This window comes from Bacillus sp. 05T21, from assembly GCF_056396785.1.
The window spans coordinates 230,189-249,164 of sequence record NZ_JBFTMD010000003.1 but is presented as its reverse complement, the minus strand read 5'-3'; the positions used below and the strand labels follow the sequence as shown (position 1 = coordinate 249,164).

15 protein-coding genes and 1 other annotated feature are annotated in these 18,976 nt (G+C 34.5%); of the genes, 5 read left to right on the top strand and 10 right to left on the bottom strand.

The genetic code is table 11. From position 1 onward, the window contains the following. Window positions 1-318: 318 nt before the first annotated feature. From AC1DKZ_RS09885 to AC1DKZ_RS09860, 6 genes are all read right to left on the bottom strand, one after another. Window positions 319-738: a VOC family protein gene (locus AC1DKZ_RS09885; RefSeq protein WP_476996117.1), complete on the bottom strand. Its 420-nt coding sequence runs from the start codon at window positions 736-738 to the stop codon at window positions 319-321. 207 nt (window positions 739-945) lie between these two features. Next, on the bottom strand, window positions 946-1,650 hold the full coding sequence (locus AC1DKZ_RS09880) for a nucleotidyltransferase domain-containing protein (protein WP_476996116.1): 705 nt from the start codon (window positions 1,648-1,650) through the stop codon (window positions 946-948). A 191-nt stretch (window positions 1,651-1,841) separates the two neighbouring features. Then, window positions 1,842-2,279 (bottom strand): VOC family protein, encoded by a 438-nt coding sequence (locus AC1DKZ_RS09875; protein ID WP_016091644.1) that lies wholly within the window; start codon window positions 2,277-2,279, stop codon window positions 1,842-1,844. A 184-nt stretch (window positions 2,280-2,463) separates the two neighbouring features. Further along, entirely contained in the window at window positions 2,464-2,790 is a 327-nt protein-coding gene (gene hmoA / locus AC1DKZ_RS09870; protein WP_476996115.1) for a heme-degrading monooxygenase HmoA, read from the bottom strand. A 97-nt stretch (window positions 2,791-2,887) separates the two neighbouring features. Next, the gene (locus AC1DKZ_RS09865; RefSeq protein ID WP_476996114.1) at window positions 2,888-4,102 is read right to left on the bottom strand and encodes an MFS transporter; all 1,215 of its coding nucleotides are present in this window, start codon (window positions 4,100-4,102) and stop codon (window positions 2,888-2,890) included. 57 nt (window positions 4,103-4,159) lie between these two features. Next, window positions 4,160-5,203 carry an ArsR/SmtB family transcription factor gene (locus AC1DKZ_RS09860; RefSeq protein WP_431181864.1) on the bottom strand — a complete coding sequence of 348 codons (1,044 nt, stop codon included), beginning with the start codon at window positions 5,201-5,203 and terminating at the stop codon, window positions 4,160-4,162. A 355-nt stretch (window positions 5,204-5,558) separates the two neighbouring features. Here AC1DKZ_RS09860 and AC1DKZ_RS09855 point away from each other — a divergent pair, with 355 nt between their 5' ends. Beyond that, on the top strand, window positions 5,559-6,050 hold the full coding sequence (locus AC1DKZ_RS09855; protein WP_476996113.1) for a DinB family protein: 492 nt from the start codon (window positions 5,559-5,561) through the stop codon (window positions 6,048-6,050). Between the two features lie 286 nt (window positions 6,051-6,336). On the opposite strand, the gene AC1DKZ_RS09850 is transcribed toward AC1DKZ_RS09855, so the two are convergent. Then, complete coding sequence (locus tag AC1DKZ_RS09850; RefSeq protein WP_476996112.1) at window positions 6,337-8,625, bottom strand: glycoside hydrolase family 3 C-terminal domain-containing protein; 2,289 nt, start codon at window positions 8,623-8,625, stop codon at window positions 6,337-6,339. 136 nt (window positions 8,626-8,761) lie between these two features. Here AC1DKZ_RS09850 and AC1DKZ_RS09845 point away from each other — a divergent pair, with 136 nt between their 5' ends. Together AC1DKZ_RS09845 and AC1DKZ_RS09840 are read left to right on the top strand one after the other, a co-directional pair. Further along, window positions 8,762-9,997 carry a helix-turn-helix domain-containing protein gene (locus AC1DKZ_RS09845; protein WP_476996111.1) on the top strand — a complete coding sequence of 412 codons (1,236 nt, stop codon included), beginning with the start codon at window positions 8,762-8,764 and terminating at the stop codon, window positions 9,995-9,997. Window positions 9,998-10,360: 363 nt separating this feature from the next. Beyond that, window positions 10,361-11,554, top strand: a complete 1,194-nt coding sequence (locus AC1DKZ_RS09840; RefSeq protein WP_002084844.1) for a NupC/NupG family nucleoside CNT transporter — start codon at window positions 10,361-10,363, stop codon at window positions 11,552-11,554. A 77-nt stretch (window positions 11,555-11,631) separates the two neighbouring features. On the opposite strand, the gene AC1DKZ_RS09835 is transcribed toward AC1DKZ_RS09840, so the two are convergent. Then, window positions 11,632-12,879 (bottom strand): glutamate-5-semialdehyde dehydrogenase, encoded by a 1,248-nt coding sequence (locus AC1DKZ_RS09835; protein ID WP_476996110.1) that lies wholly within the window; start codon window positions 12,877-12,879, stop codon window positions 11,632-11,634. Window positions 12,880-13,002: 123 nt separating this feature from the next. Continuing rightward, complete coding sequence (proB, locus tag AC1DKZ_RS09830) at window positions 13,003-14,106, bottom strand: glutamate 5-kinase (RefSeq protein ID WP_404492987.1); 1,104 nt, start codon at window positions 14,104-14,106, stop codon at window positions 13,003-13,005. A 297-nt stretch (window positions 14,107-14,403) separates the two neighbouring features. Further along, window positions 14,404-14,614: a binding site (T-box leader), on the bottom strand. A 339-nt stretch (window positions 14,615-14,953) separates the two neighbouring features. Here proB and proC point away from each other — a divergent pair. After that, window positions 14,954-15,772, top strand: a complete 819-nt coding sequence (gene proC, locus AC1DKZ_RS09825; RefSeq protein ID WP_476996109.1) for a pyrroline-5-carboxylate reductase — start codon at window positions 14,954-14,956, stop codon at window positions 15,770-15,772. A 542-nt stretch (window positions 15,773-16,314) separates the two neighbouring features. Here the strand turns inward: proC and desA are convergent. Further along, the gene (gene desA / locus AC1DKZ_RS09820) at window positions 16,315-17,346 is read right to left on the bottom strand and encodes a Delta(5) desaturase DesA (protein ID WP_476996108.1); all 1,032 of its coding nucleotides are present in this window, start codon (window positions 17,344-17,346) and stop codon (window positions 16,315-16,317) included. 616 nt (window positions 17,347-17,962) lie between these two features. Here desA and AC1DKZ_RS09815 point away from each other — a divergent pair. Next, a complete protein-coding gene (locus AC1DKZ_RS09815; protein ID WP_476996107.1) occupies window positions 17,963-18,553 on the top strand; it encodes a hypothetical protein in 591 nt (196 codons plus the stop codon). The last annotated feature ends 423 nt before the right edge of the window (window positions 18,554-18,976 follow it).

Genomic DNA, 18,976 nt, shown 5'->3' with positions numbered 1-18,976 from the left:
GTGACCTAGAATTTTTCTATATAACTGATTTCTTTGAGAAAATGATTAAACTTTTTTATAACACCATAACTGAAAACTGCTAGAGAATAATCCATATAATATGGGTTTGTGGAGTGTTTTTGATTAAACTTTATTTCAAGCCAACACATTGATACCTCCATATTTCCCCTATTATTTACCTTAACTAAAAAAACAGCTAGTTAACCTGTTAAATGAGAGTAGTTCAAATGATTAAATTTAGCTTTTTGAATAACGAGCATTATGATAACAAGCCCCTTTCCAAACTGGATAAGGGGCTATATATACACCTTCAAAGAATTATTCTTGATGAGTGCCATTCATTTTTGAGACTTTCTTACCATCTCTATAGTCAAGGCAAGATACTTCAATTAACAATCCATTAAACATTGTAAAATAAAAACCATAACTACTACCTCTCATTGAATACGGTTCCTTGTCTATTTCAATGCCACCAGCTACTAAACGATTATATGATTGATCAACTTCACTTGAAGTTTCCACTAAAAAACCAATATGAAAAGCTTCAGGATACATAACTTCCTTATTCCCCTTAAATGCTTTTGGATCACTTAGCACAAGTATAAATCCACTCTCATCACTCATTACTACAAGTGCCTTTCCCTTTTGCTCCAAAAATTGAAAATCAAAAAATGTTTCAAAGAAATGTCTAGCTTCTGATAAATCATCAACACATAGATTCATATGATTTAACTTCATTTACTCATCTCCTTTTAAGCAGAGGGTATATATACTCATATTGATAACACTTACATATGTAAAGAAAGATATACCGTCTAAGACTTTTTTATAGTCTTATGCTTTTTCCTATAGCTTAGAACGTTTTTCGAAATGAATGCAATCATATGAAAAATTCGACATGGAGTATCGATTTACCTATATAAGTTGACAAGTGTTATAGCCATATTATTTATTCTCCAAATTAAGTAAAATCCACTCAATCAAGAAAACTGCTGAAGAGATACGCTCTGTCGTATCACCTAAAAACAATTTATTTATAAAACCTGCAAAATTCGTCGGTACTTTAGATAATGTTTCAATATATTTCAAAGCAGATCCAGCTGGAGGTGTTGGTCTGTTATTAATAGCCCATATTCCCTCTAGCAATGTCCACATTGATGTGTGAACTATGTATGAAGCTTTTAACTCATCGTTTGCTTTCAAAGCAGCCTGAATTTTAATAAGCGAACTATGTAACCAATGAGAAATGCCTTTTACTTTATCACTAGAAACAGAATAATTTTCATATTTATGTTGAGCTATTTCCTTTAACCTTTTCAACTCACCGTTACTATCAAATAAAATTTTTCCTTCTAGAAAAGAGTATAATTCCATTGGATTATTTTTAAAGTTTAATTGAATTCTATTAAAATCTGCATACTTATATTCAATTAAAATACCTTCTCTCTTTTCAGAATGAAAATCTTTCTTTTGTCCATTCTCTAAAAGAACATATAAATCTAAATCGGATTCGGGGTATGCGTCACCTCTTGCTATAGATCCGATGAGCATTAATCCACTCTCTTCATTCCTAGCTATATATTCATTTAGAATTTTATGTACTAACTCTTTATGGTTTTCATATGTAATAAATGAAAGATTTTCTATCATTTTTACCCTCCAAAGTTATTGAGCACGTAATAGAATTCCTATAAGAATATATCGATATTTCTCAGTTTCTAAAATACGCAAACACCTTTTAAACGATATTGAATTATATTTTTTCTCATACATTTCCATTATAAACACTGCTAATTTTTACATACCTAGCTCTATTTTATTTTCACATACTTGTGAAATGCTTAGTCGCATTGCTTACTATTAATTCTTTGTGCAATTGGGTGATCATCTTTTAGTTGCAGCAGATCCCATAAATTTCCGTATAAGTCCTTAAATACTGCAACAATTCCGTATGATTGCTCTTTCGGTTCTCTCACAAATTCTATTCCTCTTGAAATCATTTCATTATAATCTCTCCAAAAATCGTCAGTATTTAAGAAAAGAAATACTCTACCGCCTGATTGGTTACCAATAAAGGGCTCTTGCTCAGGTTTAGATGCCCTGGCTAGTAATATTGTTGTGCCGACTGAACCTGGAGGAGATACCACTACCCACCGTTTGTTTTCTTCTGGCTGATAAATATCTTCAACTAATGTGAAATTTAGTTTCTTTGTATAAAACTCTATTGCCTCGTCATAGTCTTTTACTACTAATGCAATATGAACTATCGATTGAACCATTATTGTCCCTCCTAATCTTGCTCACTGATCGAGTTTATATTATAACATTTCTAGTTTTAACCTGTCCGTTAATTCTTCTTACATCACAGGCGAATCATTCTCTTTATTCAATATAAATAACCATCTATCAGTAAGCAGATAGATGGTTATTTATTCGAAAGAATATAATTAAACAAATGTATTTTTACGACTGTTGATAAGCCGATTTCGATGATTTCACATAATAAACTCCGTGCTCAACCTTAATGATATGATCTGGTTTTGGCTTACCGCGGCCCGCTCTATGTCCAGCTAAGTGCTCTTCACTCGTTTCCCAGTTCTTCCATGCGTCTTCCGATTCCCAGCGAATCATAACTACAACTTCTTCGTCTCCGCGTCTTACTTTTTTAACGAGAACACTTAAGTCGATGAATCCTTCAAATTTTTCAATAATGCCTTCTCCTGTGAAACGCTCTACAACTATATTAGATGTACCTTCTTTTACTGTAAATGTCTTCGTTTCGATAAACATATATTCCACTCCCTCTTTGTAATACGAATACTAGTATTCTTCTATTATAATTGATTATGATAATTGTTTTCAATTATAAAGTTTCAAATCTTTAGAATTATGCTGACTTCTCCTCAATCGCCTCATCTAAAAATTTGAAATACGGAAGCAATATTCCTATTAAAGAAGTGACACATATAATCGAGCCAATGATAAAGTATAGTACTCTCACTCCCCACATTTCACTCAGTATTCCCCCTAATAACACACCTAATGGCATTGCCGATCGTATGAAAAATAATCGCACTGAAAATACTTTTCCTATCATATTATTTGGGACAGTTTGTTGGCATATCGTCGTATTATGAACATTGAAAAATGAAATACAAATACCCGCAATTACTTCAATAATTACCGCAATTATGATACTGTGATTGAACCCTAAAGAAATGTATGTAAGGCCACCTATAAACAATCCTCCAAGCATAAGTATTCGCCGGCTTTTATATGTTACTTTTCCGACTAATATTGATCCAACTACATAGCCAAGTGGGAAACCTGCCATGAAGTAGCCGTACTCCGCATATCCCGCTGACAGCTCATCTTTTATATAAGGTAGGTTTGTAACCATCGTTACCCCAACTCCAAATTGAACGAAAGTAAGAAATATACCGAGCCAAACGATTATTGGTTTTGTGAAAAAGTATGTAAAACCATGAAGAAACTGTTCTATCCACGTTTTTCGAATCTCTTGCTGTACCCTCTTTTCTTTTATGAAAAGCAATAATCCTCCGCTTATAAATAAACACATACATACGAAAGATAGCGTAAGTTCGATTCCAATAAATTTAATGACGATACCACCTATTACTGGCGCGAGAAACATCATAAGACGAGTCATTCCATCAATATACGCATTCGCGTCTTGAAGCTGCTCTTTATTCACAACAGTTGGTGTAATCGCTTGGCTCGCAGGGGTATAAAGAGGCGTAATGAGACCAACTATAATTTGGACAACGTAAATGTGCCAAACTTCTATACCGCTAGTAACTAGCATCACCAAAGGCAGTAAGAAAACAGATGCCCGCATCCATTGCGAAAAAATCATAATCCACTTTCGGCTCCATTTATCAATAAATGGGCCACTTATAAGTTGCAGTATGAGAGAAGGAATTAGATATAGTAACCACATACTGCTTAATGCTGTTTTCGATCCTGTTAACTCATATACAAGAATTGAATTACATAACGTCCCGAAAGCCCCGCCTAATTCTGAAATTGCACTACCAATCCACATATAAAAGAATGAACGGTTTTTCAATACACTTTTCACTATAGCTCACCAACTTTTCTATTAAATTCCTCCCTTTATGTACATTCTCGTTGTATATTATCTATTCAAAAATGCATCTAATTCTTTCGCTAAAGACTGCACTGCTTTCTTTCTCAATACATATTTTCCGTCTTGAATATCAACTAACTTTGCTGAACGTAAAAGTTTCAAATGATGGTGTACTGTCGATTTTCCTAGTTGTAATCTTTCCGTTATTTCTTGCAGCGTACGTTCTTGTTCAAATAGTAGTTTTACAATACGAAGCCTTGCCTCGTCCCCGAGCGCCTTATGTTTATGAACTAAAAAATAACTCGGCTCATACGGATCTTCTGGATGTATACTTTCATTTGCGACTGGATAATGAAACACTTTCGTATCTTCAATATCAGCTTCTATGTTCCACGGTCTGTATGTAATTTGCGGGATAAGAAGTACGTGATGAACACTTGGCTCTGGCATATATGTAACGCCACCTGTTGCCCACTCTACAAACTCTTCCGGTTGCATCTTTTTATTCATTTCATTTTTCGCTTCATAATCTCGCTCTAGTATAGAAACAATTTCTTCTACCTCTTTTTTAACAACACTGTCATACCACCCTGTCATAACGGCAATTAAATGCGTTTTTAGTTCACGCACATCGGCATGACATACAAACTCTATATACGTAGAGAAAAACTGATGATCATGTGTCAGTTCCTTTAGTTCGTGTATTACAGATGCTTCTCCGCTTGCTGCTAAACGTCTTTTTCCTTGATGCATTTCTCCTAAAAACGGTAAGCACACATATTTAAAATCTACTGCCGATAACGAATTGATATTGTGAACAAACTGAGATAAATCCGTAAAATCTCCATCATACAGTAACTGTAGCAACGCTTTCCACGTATTATGCTTCTCAACAAATTGTAAATGCTCTATCATTTCATGTGATAAAGATTGTCTTATTTCTTCCCATTCACTTTGAGTCTTTTCAAGAGTATCGATTAACCTCTTATGAGTAATTGCCGCAATGCCAAGTGCGCATTCGAAAAGTATCGAATACTTCATTTCAACGTTGTACGTTTCCCTCTTTCTACTCGTCACGTGAAAGACTTCCATTTTATCCCCTCCTTATTTGCTATGTATTTAATTCTATTTTTATCGAATTATACCTTCTAATTTTTTAGAATTTTAAAACTTTCTGAAATTTTATATTGCTACAAGTTTTTAAATTTAAGCTACAGTTGATTTTCTTGTTCAACTATGAGGCAGGTTTATTGAAGAGAAAGGAGAATTTATTGCAGTAAGAAAAATGATTTAGAAAGCATAAGTTTATTTCTGCAATTACTACAACGGCGCCGTATTGTTCTTTTAGAGACTTCCAAATATCAATTAGATGATAAGTAGGTACGTTTCTACTTAATTTCTCTAACACTTATTGCCGGTCTATCTCATAGTTAAGGAGGCTATACGAATGAGTAAAAAAGAAATATTACAAAATGGGGTCAAGCAAGTTTTTTACGAAGAAGAATGGTATCCACCGATATCAGAAGCGTTAAAGAATCTTACTGCTGCACAAGCATGTTGGCATCCAGAAGGAAAGGCCAGTAATACGATTTGGGAAAATGCAAACCATTTACTAACCTTTAAAGAGCGCTTACTTTCCCGCTTACATCAAGATGACACATTTGTTGCTCCACAAAATAATGATGACACGTTTTTCCAAGGTGGACCTAATGATGATGATGCTTGGCAACAAACAGTGAAGCGAACACTCCAAGTACATGATGCCTTACAATCTTCATTAACATCCCTTCAAGAAGCAGAACTGGATCAACCAAGTCCGTCTCTACCAGTTTGGCAACAATATATGAATATCCTATTGCACGATGCATATCATACAGGTCAAATTATACAACTTCGTAAACTCCAAGGTTCATGGCCATCTCATCGTTCATATTTATAAAGTGAAACTTTAATCAGTGGGAGTTTTACTGCCCACAAATAGCGGGATAAGCAATGATTAAAGATGATAGATAAGCATATGATTCTACATTTAGCAAAATAAGTACAAAAAAAGCAAATGAGATTCTAACTCTCATTTGCCTTTTTGCGTGCTGGAGAAACATCCTGCAATGAATTATTAAGCTTAATTAATATTCAACAAAGAATGTTCAATGGATAAAGTAAAACTTTAATTAGGCATTTCCGGGCCATTATCTCCCGCCTAACTTCCTCACATTCGCCGCTTATCAATTCATCTGCGCATCGTTCAATATCCAAATTATTTCACTTAACATTTCTTCTGTAAAAGCACCTGCACTAAAGTTCACTAATGCTCGTAATGGCATATAGTTCAGCATAGCGTCCATCATTTCAGAGGCATCACTATCCCCTTCAGTCATACTACCAAACGGACTGTCTTTTAATGCTTTTTCCATAAGCCCTTTTGCGATTGGTGCTAAGATTGGGTCCGCAAATATGTCCCCAAGTAACGTATTACGATGCACTGGTTTTTGAGTTATAGTCGTTGATTGAACATACATGCTATCATGTAAAACGATCTCTTTTGAAGACTTTCCTACTAAAATCTCAAATTCACCTGTTTCAACATGCCAGTCCTTTAATTCAACATTATAATAAGCAAATGATCTTTTATTTAAAGTAAAGCTAACCGTTTTTTCTTCTCCCGGTTGCAATTCTACTTTTTCAAATCCTTTTAGCTCTTTTTCAGGACGAGTCATACTGCTTTCAACATCTTTTATATAAAGCTGAACAATTTCTTTCCCTGCTATACTGCCAGTATTTTTCACGTTCACACTGATAGAAACAGTGTCCGTATCCGTTATCTCTTTCTTATTTATTGAAAGATTACTATACTCAAAATTTGTATAGCTTAATCCAAAACCAAATGGGAACAACGGTTCAATATTTTTCGCATCGTAGTAACGGTATCCGACGAACACACCTTCTTTGTATTCCACTTTGTCCCCTTCACCAGGGAAGTTTAAGTAAGAAGGATTATCGCTTAACACTTTCGGGAATGTTTCCGCTAATTTCCCGCTTGGATTCGCATCACCAAACAATATATCGGCAATCGCCCCGCCTAATGCTTGGCCACCTAAATAGCCTTCAAGTATTCCTTTTACTTTACCTATCCATGGCATTTCAATTGGAGCACCGTTACTTAAAACTACAACGATATTACTTTGAACTTCAGCGATAGCCTCAATTAATTGCACATGATTTTCTGGCATCTGTAAATGCTTTCGATCAAAGCCTTCAGATTCATAACGATCTGGAAGTCCAACGAAAAGGACCGCTGTATCTGCTCGCTCTGCTATTTTTTTTGCTTCATTAACCATGCTTTCATTTACATCATCACTTGCAATGTCATAGCCTTGGGCAAATAATATGTTCGTTTTTTCACCTGATACCGTTTCAATTTCTTCGAGAATACTTTCAAGATTTGTTGGATTAATATGAGAGCTTCCGCCACCTTGAAAACGTGGTTGCTTTGCAAATCCCCCAATTACTGCTACCGTTCCCTCTTTTTTCAGCGGAAGAATGGAAGCTTCATTTTGTAACATAACCATACTTTCACTTGCAACTTCTCTTGCAAGCTGATGATGTGCGTCCTTACTATACACAGCGTTTTCTAATTGGTTATCATAAGCCTTAAAAATAATGTAAAGAAGACGCTCTGCTGCTTGATCAAGCTTTTCTACAGCTAGCTCACCACAGTTAACTGCATCGACAATTTTCTTCTCACCAATTCCAAAGCTTGAAGGCATTTCTAGCTCCAAACCGTTCGCTAGACTTGCAACACGCTCATTTACTGCACCCCAATCAGAAACGACAAAACCTTCAAATCCCCATTCATCTTTTAAAATATCATTTAATAAATAGTTATTTTCCGAAGCGTATTCACCATTCACTTTGTTGTAAGCGCTCATTACTGTCCAAGGCTGTGCGGCCTTAATAACATCTTCAAAGCTAGCAAGATAGATTTCACGCAATGTTCTTTCATCAACAATTGCATCTACTGACATTCTGCGATGCTCCTGATTATTAGCAGCGAAATGTTTTAATGACGTTCCAACCCCTTGACTTTGTACGCCTTTAACATGGTTTGCAGCCATTTGTGACGATAAATACGGGTCCTCTGAAAAATATTCAAAGTTTCTTCCGCATAGCGGCGAACGTTTTATATTTGCACCTGGTCCAAGGAGAACTCCTACATTTTCAGCCTGACATTCTTCTCCTAATGCAACTCCTACTTGTTTTATTAATTCTTTATTCCATGTACTTGCTAACCCTACTGCTGAAGGGAAACAAGTCGCTGGAATACTGTTATAAATCCCTAAGTGATCTGCTCCCTCTGCCTGTTTTCTAAGTCCGTGTGGTCCATCAGTTACCATAATTGAAGGAATTCCTAATCGCTCAATCCCTTTTGTATTCCAAAAGTCTAATCCAGAACATAGACTTGCCTTTTCTTCTAATGTCATTTGTGAAATGATTTTCTTAATATCCTTTTTCATGATAGCCCTCCTAAAAAATAATTAAGTAAACGTTTTCTTAATGTCATTATAGTTATTATTTTTTAGATGTTATGGTATATTTTTTAGAATACTGGTAAAAAATTTAGCTGATTTTTAAAGAATAGAGGTTAAAATAATGAGTTTCTCCAAACTAGAGGATTTATATTATATTTGTAAATTAGTCTTTGACGTACATAAAACACCTGTCTATTTTCTTAATAACAATGGAGATTTAGTATTTGAAATCTCGTCCAATATTCAGCATAACCCTATGTATTCTTCAAAAGAGGCGATACTTAATGAAATATTTAAAGAACAGCCTCCCTTTACTTTTCCGTCATTAGAAGAGACAGCCTTTCTTGAAAATTTTTTCGCAATTAATCTACGTTTGAACGACCAAATTAGTGGGAACATCATTGTTGGACCCGTCCTTTATTCCAGGCTATCAGAAACATCAATTAAAGGTATCGTTAATGATCTTCAACTAAAAATAGACAAAGAAGAAATGATTCGATATTATCGTTCTCTACCCGTATTAAATAATTTGAGTTTTTTAAATATAAGTTTAGTGCTTTATTACATGCTGTATCAGAAACAATTGAACATAGCAGATGTTCTGCAAAAAAACATACTTGTAAAAAAGGTGGAATTTAAAATTGAACAGCCTGAAATACATATATCGGAGCAACGACAAAGTACATTAACTCATATCGATCCACTAGCTGAGAGGAAAATATTTGAGTGTATTAAGCAAGGGAAAAAGGATGATTTAATTAAAAATCTAAGGAGATTACCTGAATCAGGAGAGCTTGGAGTGTTATCAAAGACGAGTCACCTGCGAAGCCAAAAAAATTCTGCCATTGCAGCTATTACACTTGCAACTAGATCTGCGATAGAAGGAGGACTTTTCCCTGAAATCGCATATACTCTTAGCGATTTATTTATACAAAAACTCGAAGAAATACATAAAAATGAAGCCATTGCCCCTTTTTTGGAGAATGCTTTACTTGAGTTTGCAGAACGTGTCAAAAATGGTACAATGCAGCAACATTCCAAACCTATAAACGAATGCCAAAATTATATATTTACTCATCTTTATGGTGATATTACACTAACTATCCTTGCAGAAATAGTCACATTAAACCCTAGTTATCTATCTTCCCTTTTCAAAAAAGAAGTTGGAATTTCTCTAAATGAATATATTCAGCGTGCCAAAGTAGATGAGTCAAAAAAGTTAATGACTTATACGAGACATTCTATATCCGAAATTTCTACATTATTAAATTTTCACGACCAAAGTCATTTTACAAAGATTTTTAAAAAACATACTGGTATTTCACCTAAACAATTTAAAAATGGATGCAGCTATTAATTCTCCTTCGTTCTACCAATAGATTTATTTTGTTGCTTTACATTATTAATACATATCCTTTATAAAGCGAAAAAACATTAATTTTTAGTACATAAATTGAAATAGACTAATCCCAAACATAATTTACATTCTTCATAACTTCTGATCATAATCCAAATTTGGAAGAATAGAGGCTTTTTTATATACAAATAATAAAGCGAAACTTTAATCAGTGGGAGTTTTGTCCATCCCCACTGATTATTAGCCTTCACCAATCGGGCATTTATGGGCAGTTAACTCCCACCAACTCCCTCGCATTCGCGAATTTTGAGGTGGAAGTCTTACTGCCTGTTAATGCGGGATAAGCCTCAAGGAGTTGTTGACATGCATTTCATATTAAATATGTTAGGGATTTTCGTTGTAATATTAATCGTTTTCCTATGTTCGCCTAATAAAAGAAAAATAAAATGGAGACCAATTGTTATTCTAATAATATTGGAGCTTTTTATTACGTGGTTTATGTTAGGCACGAAATTGGGCAGTATTATCATTAATAAAATTGCGTCATTTTTCAGTTGGCTACTATCATGTGCGAATGAAGGAATTCGATTTGTATTTCCTTCAGCTATGGAAAATCAAACAGTTGATTTCTTCTTTAGCGCCTTACTTCCTATCATTTTTGTTATCACTTTCTTTGATATTCTTTCGTATTTTGGAATCTTAACTTGGATTATTGATAAAGTTGGTGCAATCATTTCAAAGATTTCTCGTTTACCAAAGTTAGAAAGCTTCTTTTCCATTCAAATGATGTTTTTAGGAAATACGGAAGCACTTGCAGTTGTTCGTGATCAATTATCTGTGTTAAAAGAAAATCGTTTGTTGACTTTTGGAATTATGAGTATGAGTAGCGTCAGCGGATCCATTCTTGGTGCTTATCTATCAATGGTTCCAGCAACATATATTTTCAGCGCTATTCCTTTAAACTGTATTAACGCATTAATCTTGGCTAATGTTTTAAATCCTGTAGAAGTTACTAAAGAAGAGGATGTTATTTATTCACCTTCAAAAAATGAAAAAAAAGATTTCTTTTCTACTATTTCAAACAGTATGTTAGTTGGGATGAATATGGTTATTGTTATTTTAGCGATGGTAATTGGGTATGTAGCATTAACAGCATGTTTAAATGGTATTTTGAGCTTTTTTGTAACAGGTTTAACAATTCAAAAAATCTTCTCTATTATCTTTAGCCCCTTTGCTTTTTTACTCGGTTTATCAGGAAAAGATGCTATGTATGTAGCTGAATTAATGGGGATAAAAATAACAACGAATGAATTTGTTGCAATGATGGATTTAAAATCAAACCTAAAGTCTTTACAACCACATACAATTGCAGTTGCAACTACATTTCTAGCTTCTTTTGCAAACTTTAGTACAGTAGGTATGATTTATGGAACTTACAATTCATTATTTGGCGGGGAAAAATCATCAATAATCGGTAAAAATGTTTGGAAACTTCTTGTTAGCGGAATGGCTGTTTCCTTATTAAGCGCTATGCTTGTGGGGCTTTTTGTATGGTAAATGAATAATTGTAATAAGATGAAGACACTTAAACTGAATTGGGTGTCTTCATCTTATTACTTGTTCTTTTATAATTCTTATCTCCGAATCTGTCCATTCCCACGAATCACATATTTTGTGGAAGTTAATGCAGGTAACCCCATTGGTCCCCTTACATGTAGCTTTTGTGTACTGATGCCAATTTCTGCGCCGAATCCGAATTCAGATCCATCAGTAAAACGAGTTGATGCATTATGATACAGTGCAGCCGCATCAACAGATGTGAAAAACTTACTGACGCTTTCCTCGTTTTCTGTAATAATCGCTTCGGAATGCATAGATCCATACGTATTTATGTGATGAATCGCTTCTTCCGTAGTGGAAACCACTTTAACTGCCAGTGTGAGAGATAAAAACTCTGTTTCCCAGTCTTCTTCTGAAGCTAATGCAATAGAAGAATCAATTGCCAATGCTTTATTATCACCACGTAGCTCCACGCCTCTTTCCTTCAAGGAAGAAAATAGCTCGCTACCAAATTGCTGCGCCCAATTCTCATGAAGTATAATCGTTTCAATTGCATTACATACAGATGGACGCTGCGTTTTTGCGTTTATAATAATATTAAATGCCATTTGTTTATCCGCTGTTTCATCAATGAAAATATGACAATTTCCCGCACCTGTTTCAAGTACTGGAACAGATGCTTCTCTCACTACAGTATCTATTAACTGCTTGCCGCCTCTTGGGATAAGAACATCCAAGTACTCATTCAATGTAAACAACTGCTTTGCACTATCGCGCGTTGTATCTTCTATGAGCTGTACGCTTTCTGGAGGCAAGCTTGTTTGTTTAAGCGCTCGGTGAATAACGCTAACGATGGCTTTGTTAGAATGAATAGCAGAAGAACTACCACGTAGTATTACTGCGTTTCCTGTTTTCAAGCAAATTGTAGCAGCATCCACTGTCACATTCGGCCTTGCCTCGTAAATCATTCCGACAACACCAAGTGGTACGCGCATCTCCTGAATAGACAGTCCATTTGGTCGTTCCCATGCACTAACACATTCTCCAACAGGATCACGTAAATCAATTAGTTGCTTAATACCTTCAGTCATATCAATGATACGCTGTTCATTCAGCATAAGACGATCAAGAAGAGAATCAGAAAATCCTTTTGCCTTCCCTTCTTCAATATCCCGTTTGTTTTCCTCTAAAATATAAGCTGTTTCTACTATCATCTGATCAGCAATCGCAGCAAGTGCTTCGTTTTTTTGATTTGTAGATTTAAGTACAAGTTCTCTAGCAATTTCTTTCGCCTTTTTCCCCTTTGCCAACACTTCATTCATTTTTATTTCCTCCTTTTAAAAAGTTAATAAGTAAAAATTAAAGACCCGTTTATCTCCACCAACTAAGTGTTTCCCGCCTATGGAATTAAAGAATTTGAGCAGTGGACTCTGCCCTCGCTATTCTTAAAATGAAACCCAATGATCCCTATGGATAACTTCATAATTATGCCTTTCCCCTCTTGCTTGAATATCTTGGCTCTGCATACCTTTTAGATCCTTTAGTTCCTCTGCGCTATATGTGCATTGTCCTTTTCCTATTACGCGCCCTTGTTGCGTGATTACTTCCACGACTTCGCCCACTTGGAAAAATCCTGACACATTTGTAACACCAGCAGGAAGAAGACTCTTACCATGCTGAATGATGGCAGAAGCTGCCCCCGCATCTACTTCAATTTGTCCGCTAACAAGCGAATGCAAGGCGATCCATTGCTTGTTCATCTTAATCACTTTTTGAGGAGCATTCCCGATATATGTTCCATCACCTTTGCCCTTCATAACATCTAAAAACTTCTCCTGTCCACATCCCGTTCCGATAAATACACTCACTCCAAGAGATAGTGCCGTCTTTGCAGCATCGATTTTTGATTTCATACCGCCAGTCCCAAGTTTTGAGCCCGCATCTCCAGCAAGAGAAGCAATTTCTTCCGTTACCTCAGGAAGGAAATGATATTTTTTCGCATCCGCATTTTTCTGAGGATTTTGGTCATATAAACCGTTCACATCTGTAAAAATCATGAGCATATCTGCCGAAACAAGTCCGCTTACTAAAGCTGACAGCATATCATTATCACCGAACGTCAGCTCTTCTAAAGAAATGGAATCATTTTCATTGATTATAGGAAGAGCGGAACGATTTAGTAGCTCTCCTAAAGTAGCGTAAGCGTTACTGTATTGTTCTTTTCTAGAAAAGTCACTTCTCGTTAGTAAAAGTTGTGCAGTAACGATACCATATTTACGGAATTCCTCCGTGTACGCCTGCATTAATAAACTTTGCCCGACAGCGGCAGCAGCCTGTTTCCCTTTAATTGTCACAGGTCTGCTAGGATACCCTAGAGCAGAAAAACCTGCAGCGACTGCCCCAGATGTAATCAACAAAACTTCATGCCCTTCCTCTTTCAATCGTGCCAATGCAGCAACGTGATCTGAAAGTTGTTCTTTACAAATGCCTCCATGACTTGCTGCCAAGGAACTACTCCCAATCTTTACAACAATTCTTTGCTTTCTCACTTTTTTATCCCCCAAGTCTAAAATCAAAGTTTTTATAAAGTGAAACTTTAATCAGTGGGGGTTTTGTTCATCCCCCCACTGATTATTAGTTGAACCAATCGGGCGTTTATGGGCAGTTGATCTCCCACCTAACTTCTTTGCTCCACCTGAATTTTGAGGTGGGAGTTTTACTGCCCGTTAATGCGGGATAAATTACACTTTTATTTATACAGTTTGCAGCTATGTCTATCCTCATCAATGCTGCACCTATAGTACTAAAGGGCAAAATAAAAATGACCGCTTCGCCCTTAATAAAATAAAAAGGACGAAACGGTCATTGTTCCGCGGTACCACCTTAATTGATATACATAGATATCCACTTGGCGCCTATAACGCAGGCGTACGCCTAAACTTTCATTTAAGACTCAGGGATAGGTTCGATACATTCTATACGAGGAATCTTTCAGCCGGTGAATTCCACTCTCTTTCGCAAGAAGACATATGTACTATTTCCCTTCAACGATTTTCGGTTTAATTTTTTATATTATGCGATATAATTTGATTTGGTGTCAAGAAGTATTTTTAAAAATAAATAGAGCGGCAAGTTACTTGTATGAAATTATTACCCTACTGAATGAAAATACAAATCGATATAAGTTTACCTCATATTCATCAACATAAAACCTAAAATTAAAGTGTATATATTTACATAATGTCGAATATAATTGATTTTCAACTTTTGGTGTTGCAAAAAGGAATATATTCTCTTAGAATGTTTCTTTATATTGCATGGAGATGTTATTGTTATTTTAAGATAACAATTTCAAAATGATATAATTTATTATAAAAGGAGCAAGATTGAGTTATTATGGATAAACAAATTGGATTCATCGGTTGCGGAAATATGGGAATGGCTATGATTGGTGGGATGCTAAACAAAAAGATAGTGTCTGCAAATAATATTCTTTGTTCGGATTTAAACACTACGAATTTAAAAAATGCTAGTGAAAAATATGGGCTAGCTACAACTACTGACAACAATGAAGTAGCTAAAAATGCTGATATTTTAATTTTATCAATTAAACCAGACCTATACGCATCAATCATTAACGAAATAAAAGAAATAATCAAAAACGATGTTATCGTCGTAACGATCGCTGCCGGGAAAAGCATTAAAAGTACTGAAGAAGCTTTTGCTAAAAAATTAAAGGTTGTAAGAGTAATGCCTAACACCCCTGCTCTTGTTGGAGAAGGAATGTCTGCGTTATGCCCTAATGAAATGGTGACAGAAAAAGATTTAGAAGATGTGCTAAACATTTTCAATAGCTTTGGTCAAACAGAGATTGTAAGCGAAAAATTAATGGACGTTGTAACATCTGTAAGTGGTTCTTCGCCAGCATACGTATATATGATTATAGAAGCGATGGCAGATGCTGCCGTACTAGATGGTATGCCAAGAAATCAAGCATATAAATTCGCAGCTCAAGCTGTATTAGGCTCTGCAAAAATGGTACTAGAAACAGGAATACATCCAGGTGCATTGAAAGATATGGTTTGTTCTCCTGGCGGAACAACGATAGAAGCTGTAGCAACATTAGAGGAAAAAGGCTTACGAACAGCAATCATTTCTGCTATGCAGCGTTGTACGCAAAAGTCTGTTGAACTATCTAGGCAAACTAAAAAGTAATAAATAAGTGTAAAGAAACCCACTTTAAATACATTCACATATCTTTAAACAGTTTTAGACTATATGTACATTACATTTACATACTCCTCCTTTTTCACCAGTAACTGAACGGACAAATTCAAGGATAATTGAGTTTGTCCGTTTTGTATTTTGTTATCTTAAAATAATTTTACTGTTCTTATTATCATTTATTTTATAGCGTAATACCCTTTTATCATTAAGGTAACATCATTTTTATATGTATTTTCTGCAGATTGTATTAAGTTTTAAATCATACGTTTCTTGTAAAAGACATGATACATACCAGATGAAATATACTCAGAGACTAAGCATAATATCTATTGAAAAAAATAATATCAATCGCCCCAAATTGTTAACATAATATTTTTATCGTCCTCTAATATTAATACCTACTATTTCCTAATCCACCTCCATTACAATTTAAATCATTTAAGTTTGCTGTTTATCCGGCATTTACCATTTAAACAAAAACTCCCCTTAAATCGAAAATAATTAAGGGGAGTCAGTCATATTTGATGAAGTTATAGTTCTGATTTTACTGGAATAGAAACATTGTTTTTCACTAATTTTTTAACGTCTTTAAAGCTAACAAAATTGTTGTTTTGCTCATCCCAAAGACGGAAACGGATTGACCGCAAGCTTGTAGCAAGAGTAATCGTTGGTACATTCTTTAAAGGAAGCGTATTATTGTGTGCCTCTTCTAGTTTATAGTTAGGTACTCTTGGACTTAAATGGTGAACATGATGAAATCCAATATTACCAGTTAGAAATTGCAGGATTTTGGGAAGTTTATAAAACGAACTTCCTTCCACTGCCGCTTTCACATATTCCCAATCTTTATCTTCTTCAAAATAAGAATCCTCGAATGTGTGCTGTACGTAAAACAGCCAAATACCTATTGAACCTGCTATTAAGAATATGGAACCATGTACTAAAAGAAACGATTGCCATCCGATTGCCCAGCAAAGTAACCCTACTAAAGCAACAATTAAAACATTCGTCAAATAGGTGTTCATGCGTTCCTTCTTTCTAGCACCTTTTCTGTTAAATCTATTTTTAAGTAAGAAAACATAAATCGGACCTAACACAAACATAACGAATGGGTTGCGATATAAACGATATGCTAAACGGAGTCTAAATGGCGCTGCCAAATATTCATTCACTGTAAGCGTCCAAATATCTCCTGTACCTCGCTTATCCAAATTACCACTTGTAGCGTGATGAACGGAATGCTCATGCCCCCATTGATCAAACGGGAATAAAGTTAAAACACCCATACATGTCCCTACTATTCTATTTACACGGCGACTTTTAAAAAAAGAATGATGGGTACAATCATGAAAAATAATGAAAACCCGTGTCATAAATCCAGCGGCTAACAGAGATGGAACTAATGCTAGCCAATAAGAAACGGACAAACTTTTATAAGCAAGGTACCATAAGATAATAAATGGCACTACCGTATTGATGATTTGCCAAACACTTTTTTTTACCGTTGATTTTTCAAAAGGAGCAACTTGTTTTTTTAAATTTTTAGTATTTTGTAATGTCATTTTTTCTAATTCCTTTCCTTTATGTTGCTAATTCGTATTATAACACATTATTAGTAGTAGGTGTTATACGTAGGTATAATAAATATTTTATACTATGAAAATCTCTTTTTTCTTACTCATTCCTTACAAATTACTTACGTCCAGAATAGCTTCTATTATAGGATAGAAGGAGCATTTGTGCCGGAAATTTCGAAGTTTTTCCAAATAAATATATTAATTAAAAAGAAACACAGAATTTTTCCACTTCTGTACTGCCCCGTTTCCACAATCAGAAGTGAACTGTCCCATAAGTCGGTGTCACCGACTTTGATATGCTCCTCTTAGTTTCGTAATGTTCACTTGTTGCAATTGATTTTACCGGAACTGGATCTACTTCATGAAACTAATCAAATTACATTTCAAATAAAAAACTAGTCTATTTTGAAAACTTCCCTCACTTTTATTCTATATAAAATGTAAAAATTTAATGTCCGTTTATTTAATTTCAAATCTATGATATATTCAAAATATTAATCAAACAAAGTTAATAAAATGAAACTAAGGGAAATTTATGAAAAACATATTTTATATTCATACTAAAATCATATGTTTTTAGTATAGAAAGGAGATTCAAAATTTGAATAAGAATTTAACCAAAATTACATTAATAAGCGGTATCGCTCTTATACTTTATCATTTTTTCAAATGGTATTTAGTTGAATTCCTTACCCCATTTGTTATGCCATTTCTTTCAATAATAGTTCATGGATTGTTTTTTTTAATATTAATTTTCACAATCATACATCTCATTAAATACAAAAATTGGAAACCATTAATTGTTCAACTAATCATAGTAATTACTTGGATATGTATACCATTTAATGAGATTTATATAAATTTAGATTTTATTATCTATAAAGAAGACCGTGAAAAAGTTATAGCACTTATAGAACATAAAGAGTTAACTCCTAATGTTCATTATGATAGTAGACAAATTCATTTACCTAAACAGTTTGCATCCACTTCCAAAAACGGTGGGGATGTAATTATTCAACAAAATAAAAATGGTATTTCTGTTTTCTTTTTTACTTATCGTGGTATATTAGATAATTTTTCAGGATTTATTTATACACCAAATGATACTAAACCAAACAAATACGACTTTAATAATGAATATAAAGAAATCACAAAAATAGAAAAAAACTGGTATTATGTCACATCATATTAAAGAACACAAAAATTTTCTTTTAATTATATTAAAAACATACCGTATTTATAGAAAGGGAATGCTTGTATACTATATACTGATTTGTACTGCATTCCCTAATTAGGCCCGACACGAATTCTTGTCGTATTAGCTCATTCAAGGCGATACATCTTTTTTATCATATACGTCGCTTTAACACCACTCAATATAGAGGTTGCTGTTTCAAATGACCCGAACCTTAACATAGGAGTAGCATCATACATCCATCAACTTAAGAATTTTCTCGTTTTGGATTATTTGTTTTTCTCAGCTTGATTGTGACAGGACACTGCCAACAAAAAGCGATTTTCGTACGCTAAGCGATCTTTTATATAAAAAAGCCGATTTCCTGTAATCTAAAGGATAATCGGCTTTTTACTATTCATTTATTTGTAGTAGTTGAAG

Bases quoted from the DNA above. Each gene is read 5' to 3' on its own strand.
- AC1DKZ_RS09885 (WP_476996117.1), bottom strand. From the start codon at position 738: ATGAAGTTAAATCATATGAATCTATGTGTTGATGATTTATCAGAAGCT.
- AC1DKZ_RS09880 (WP_476996116.1), bottom strand. From the start codon at position 1,650: ATGATAGAAAATCTTTCATTTATTACATATGAAAACCATAAAGAGTTA.
- AC1DKZ_RS09875 (WP_016091644.1), bottom strand. From the start codon at position 2,279: ATGGTTCAATCGATAGTTCATATTGCATTAGTAGTAAAAGACTATGAC.
- hmoA (WP_476996115.1), bottom strand. From the start codon at position 2,790: ATGTTTATCGAAACGAAGACATTTACAGTAAAAGAAGGTACATCTAAT.
- AC1DKZ_RS09860 (WP_431181864.1), bottom strand. From the start codon at position 5,203: ATGGAAGTCTTTCACGTGACGAGTAGAAAGAGGGAAACGTACAACGTT.
- AC1DKZ_RS09855 (WP_476996113.1), top strand. From the start codon at position 5,559: ATGAGTAAAAAAGAAATATTACAAAATGGGGTCAAGCAAGTTTTTTAC.
- AC1DKZ_RS09850 (WP_476996112.1), bottom strand. From the start codon at position 8,625: ATGAAAAAGGATATTAAGAAAATCATTTCACAAATGACATTAGAAGAA.
- AC1DKZ_RS09845 (WP_476996111.1), top strand. From the start codon at position 8,762: ATGAGTTTCTCCAAACTAGAGGATTTATATTATATTTGTAAATTAGTC.
- AC1DKZ_RS09840 (WP_002084844.1), top strand. From the start codon at position 10,361: ATGCATTTCATATTAAATATGTTAGGGATTTTCGTTGTAATATTAATC.
- AC1DKZ_RS09835 (WP_476996110.1), bottom strand. From the start codon at position 12,879: ATGAATGAAGTGTTGGCAAAGGGGAAAAAGGCGAAAGAAATTGCTAGA.
- proC (WP_476996109.1), top strand. From the start codon at position 14,954: ATGGATAAACAAATTGGATTCATCGGTTGCGGAAATATGGGAATGGCT.
- desA (WP_476996108.1), bottom strand. From the start codon at position 17,346: ATGACATTACAAAATACTAAAAATTTAAAAAAACAAGTTGCTCCTTTT.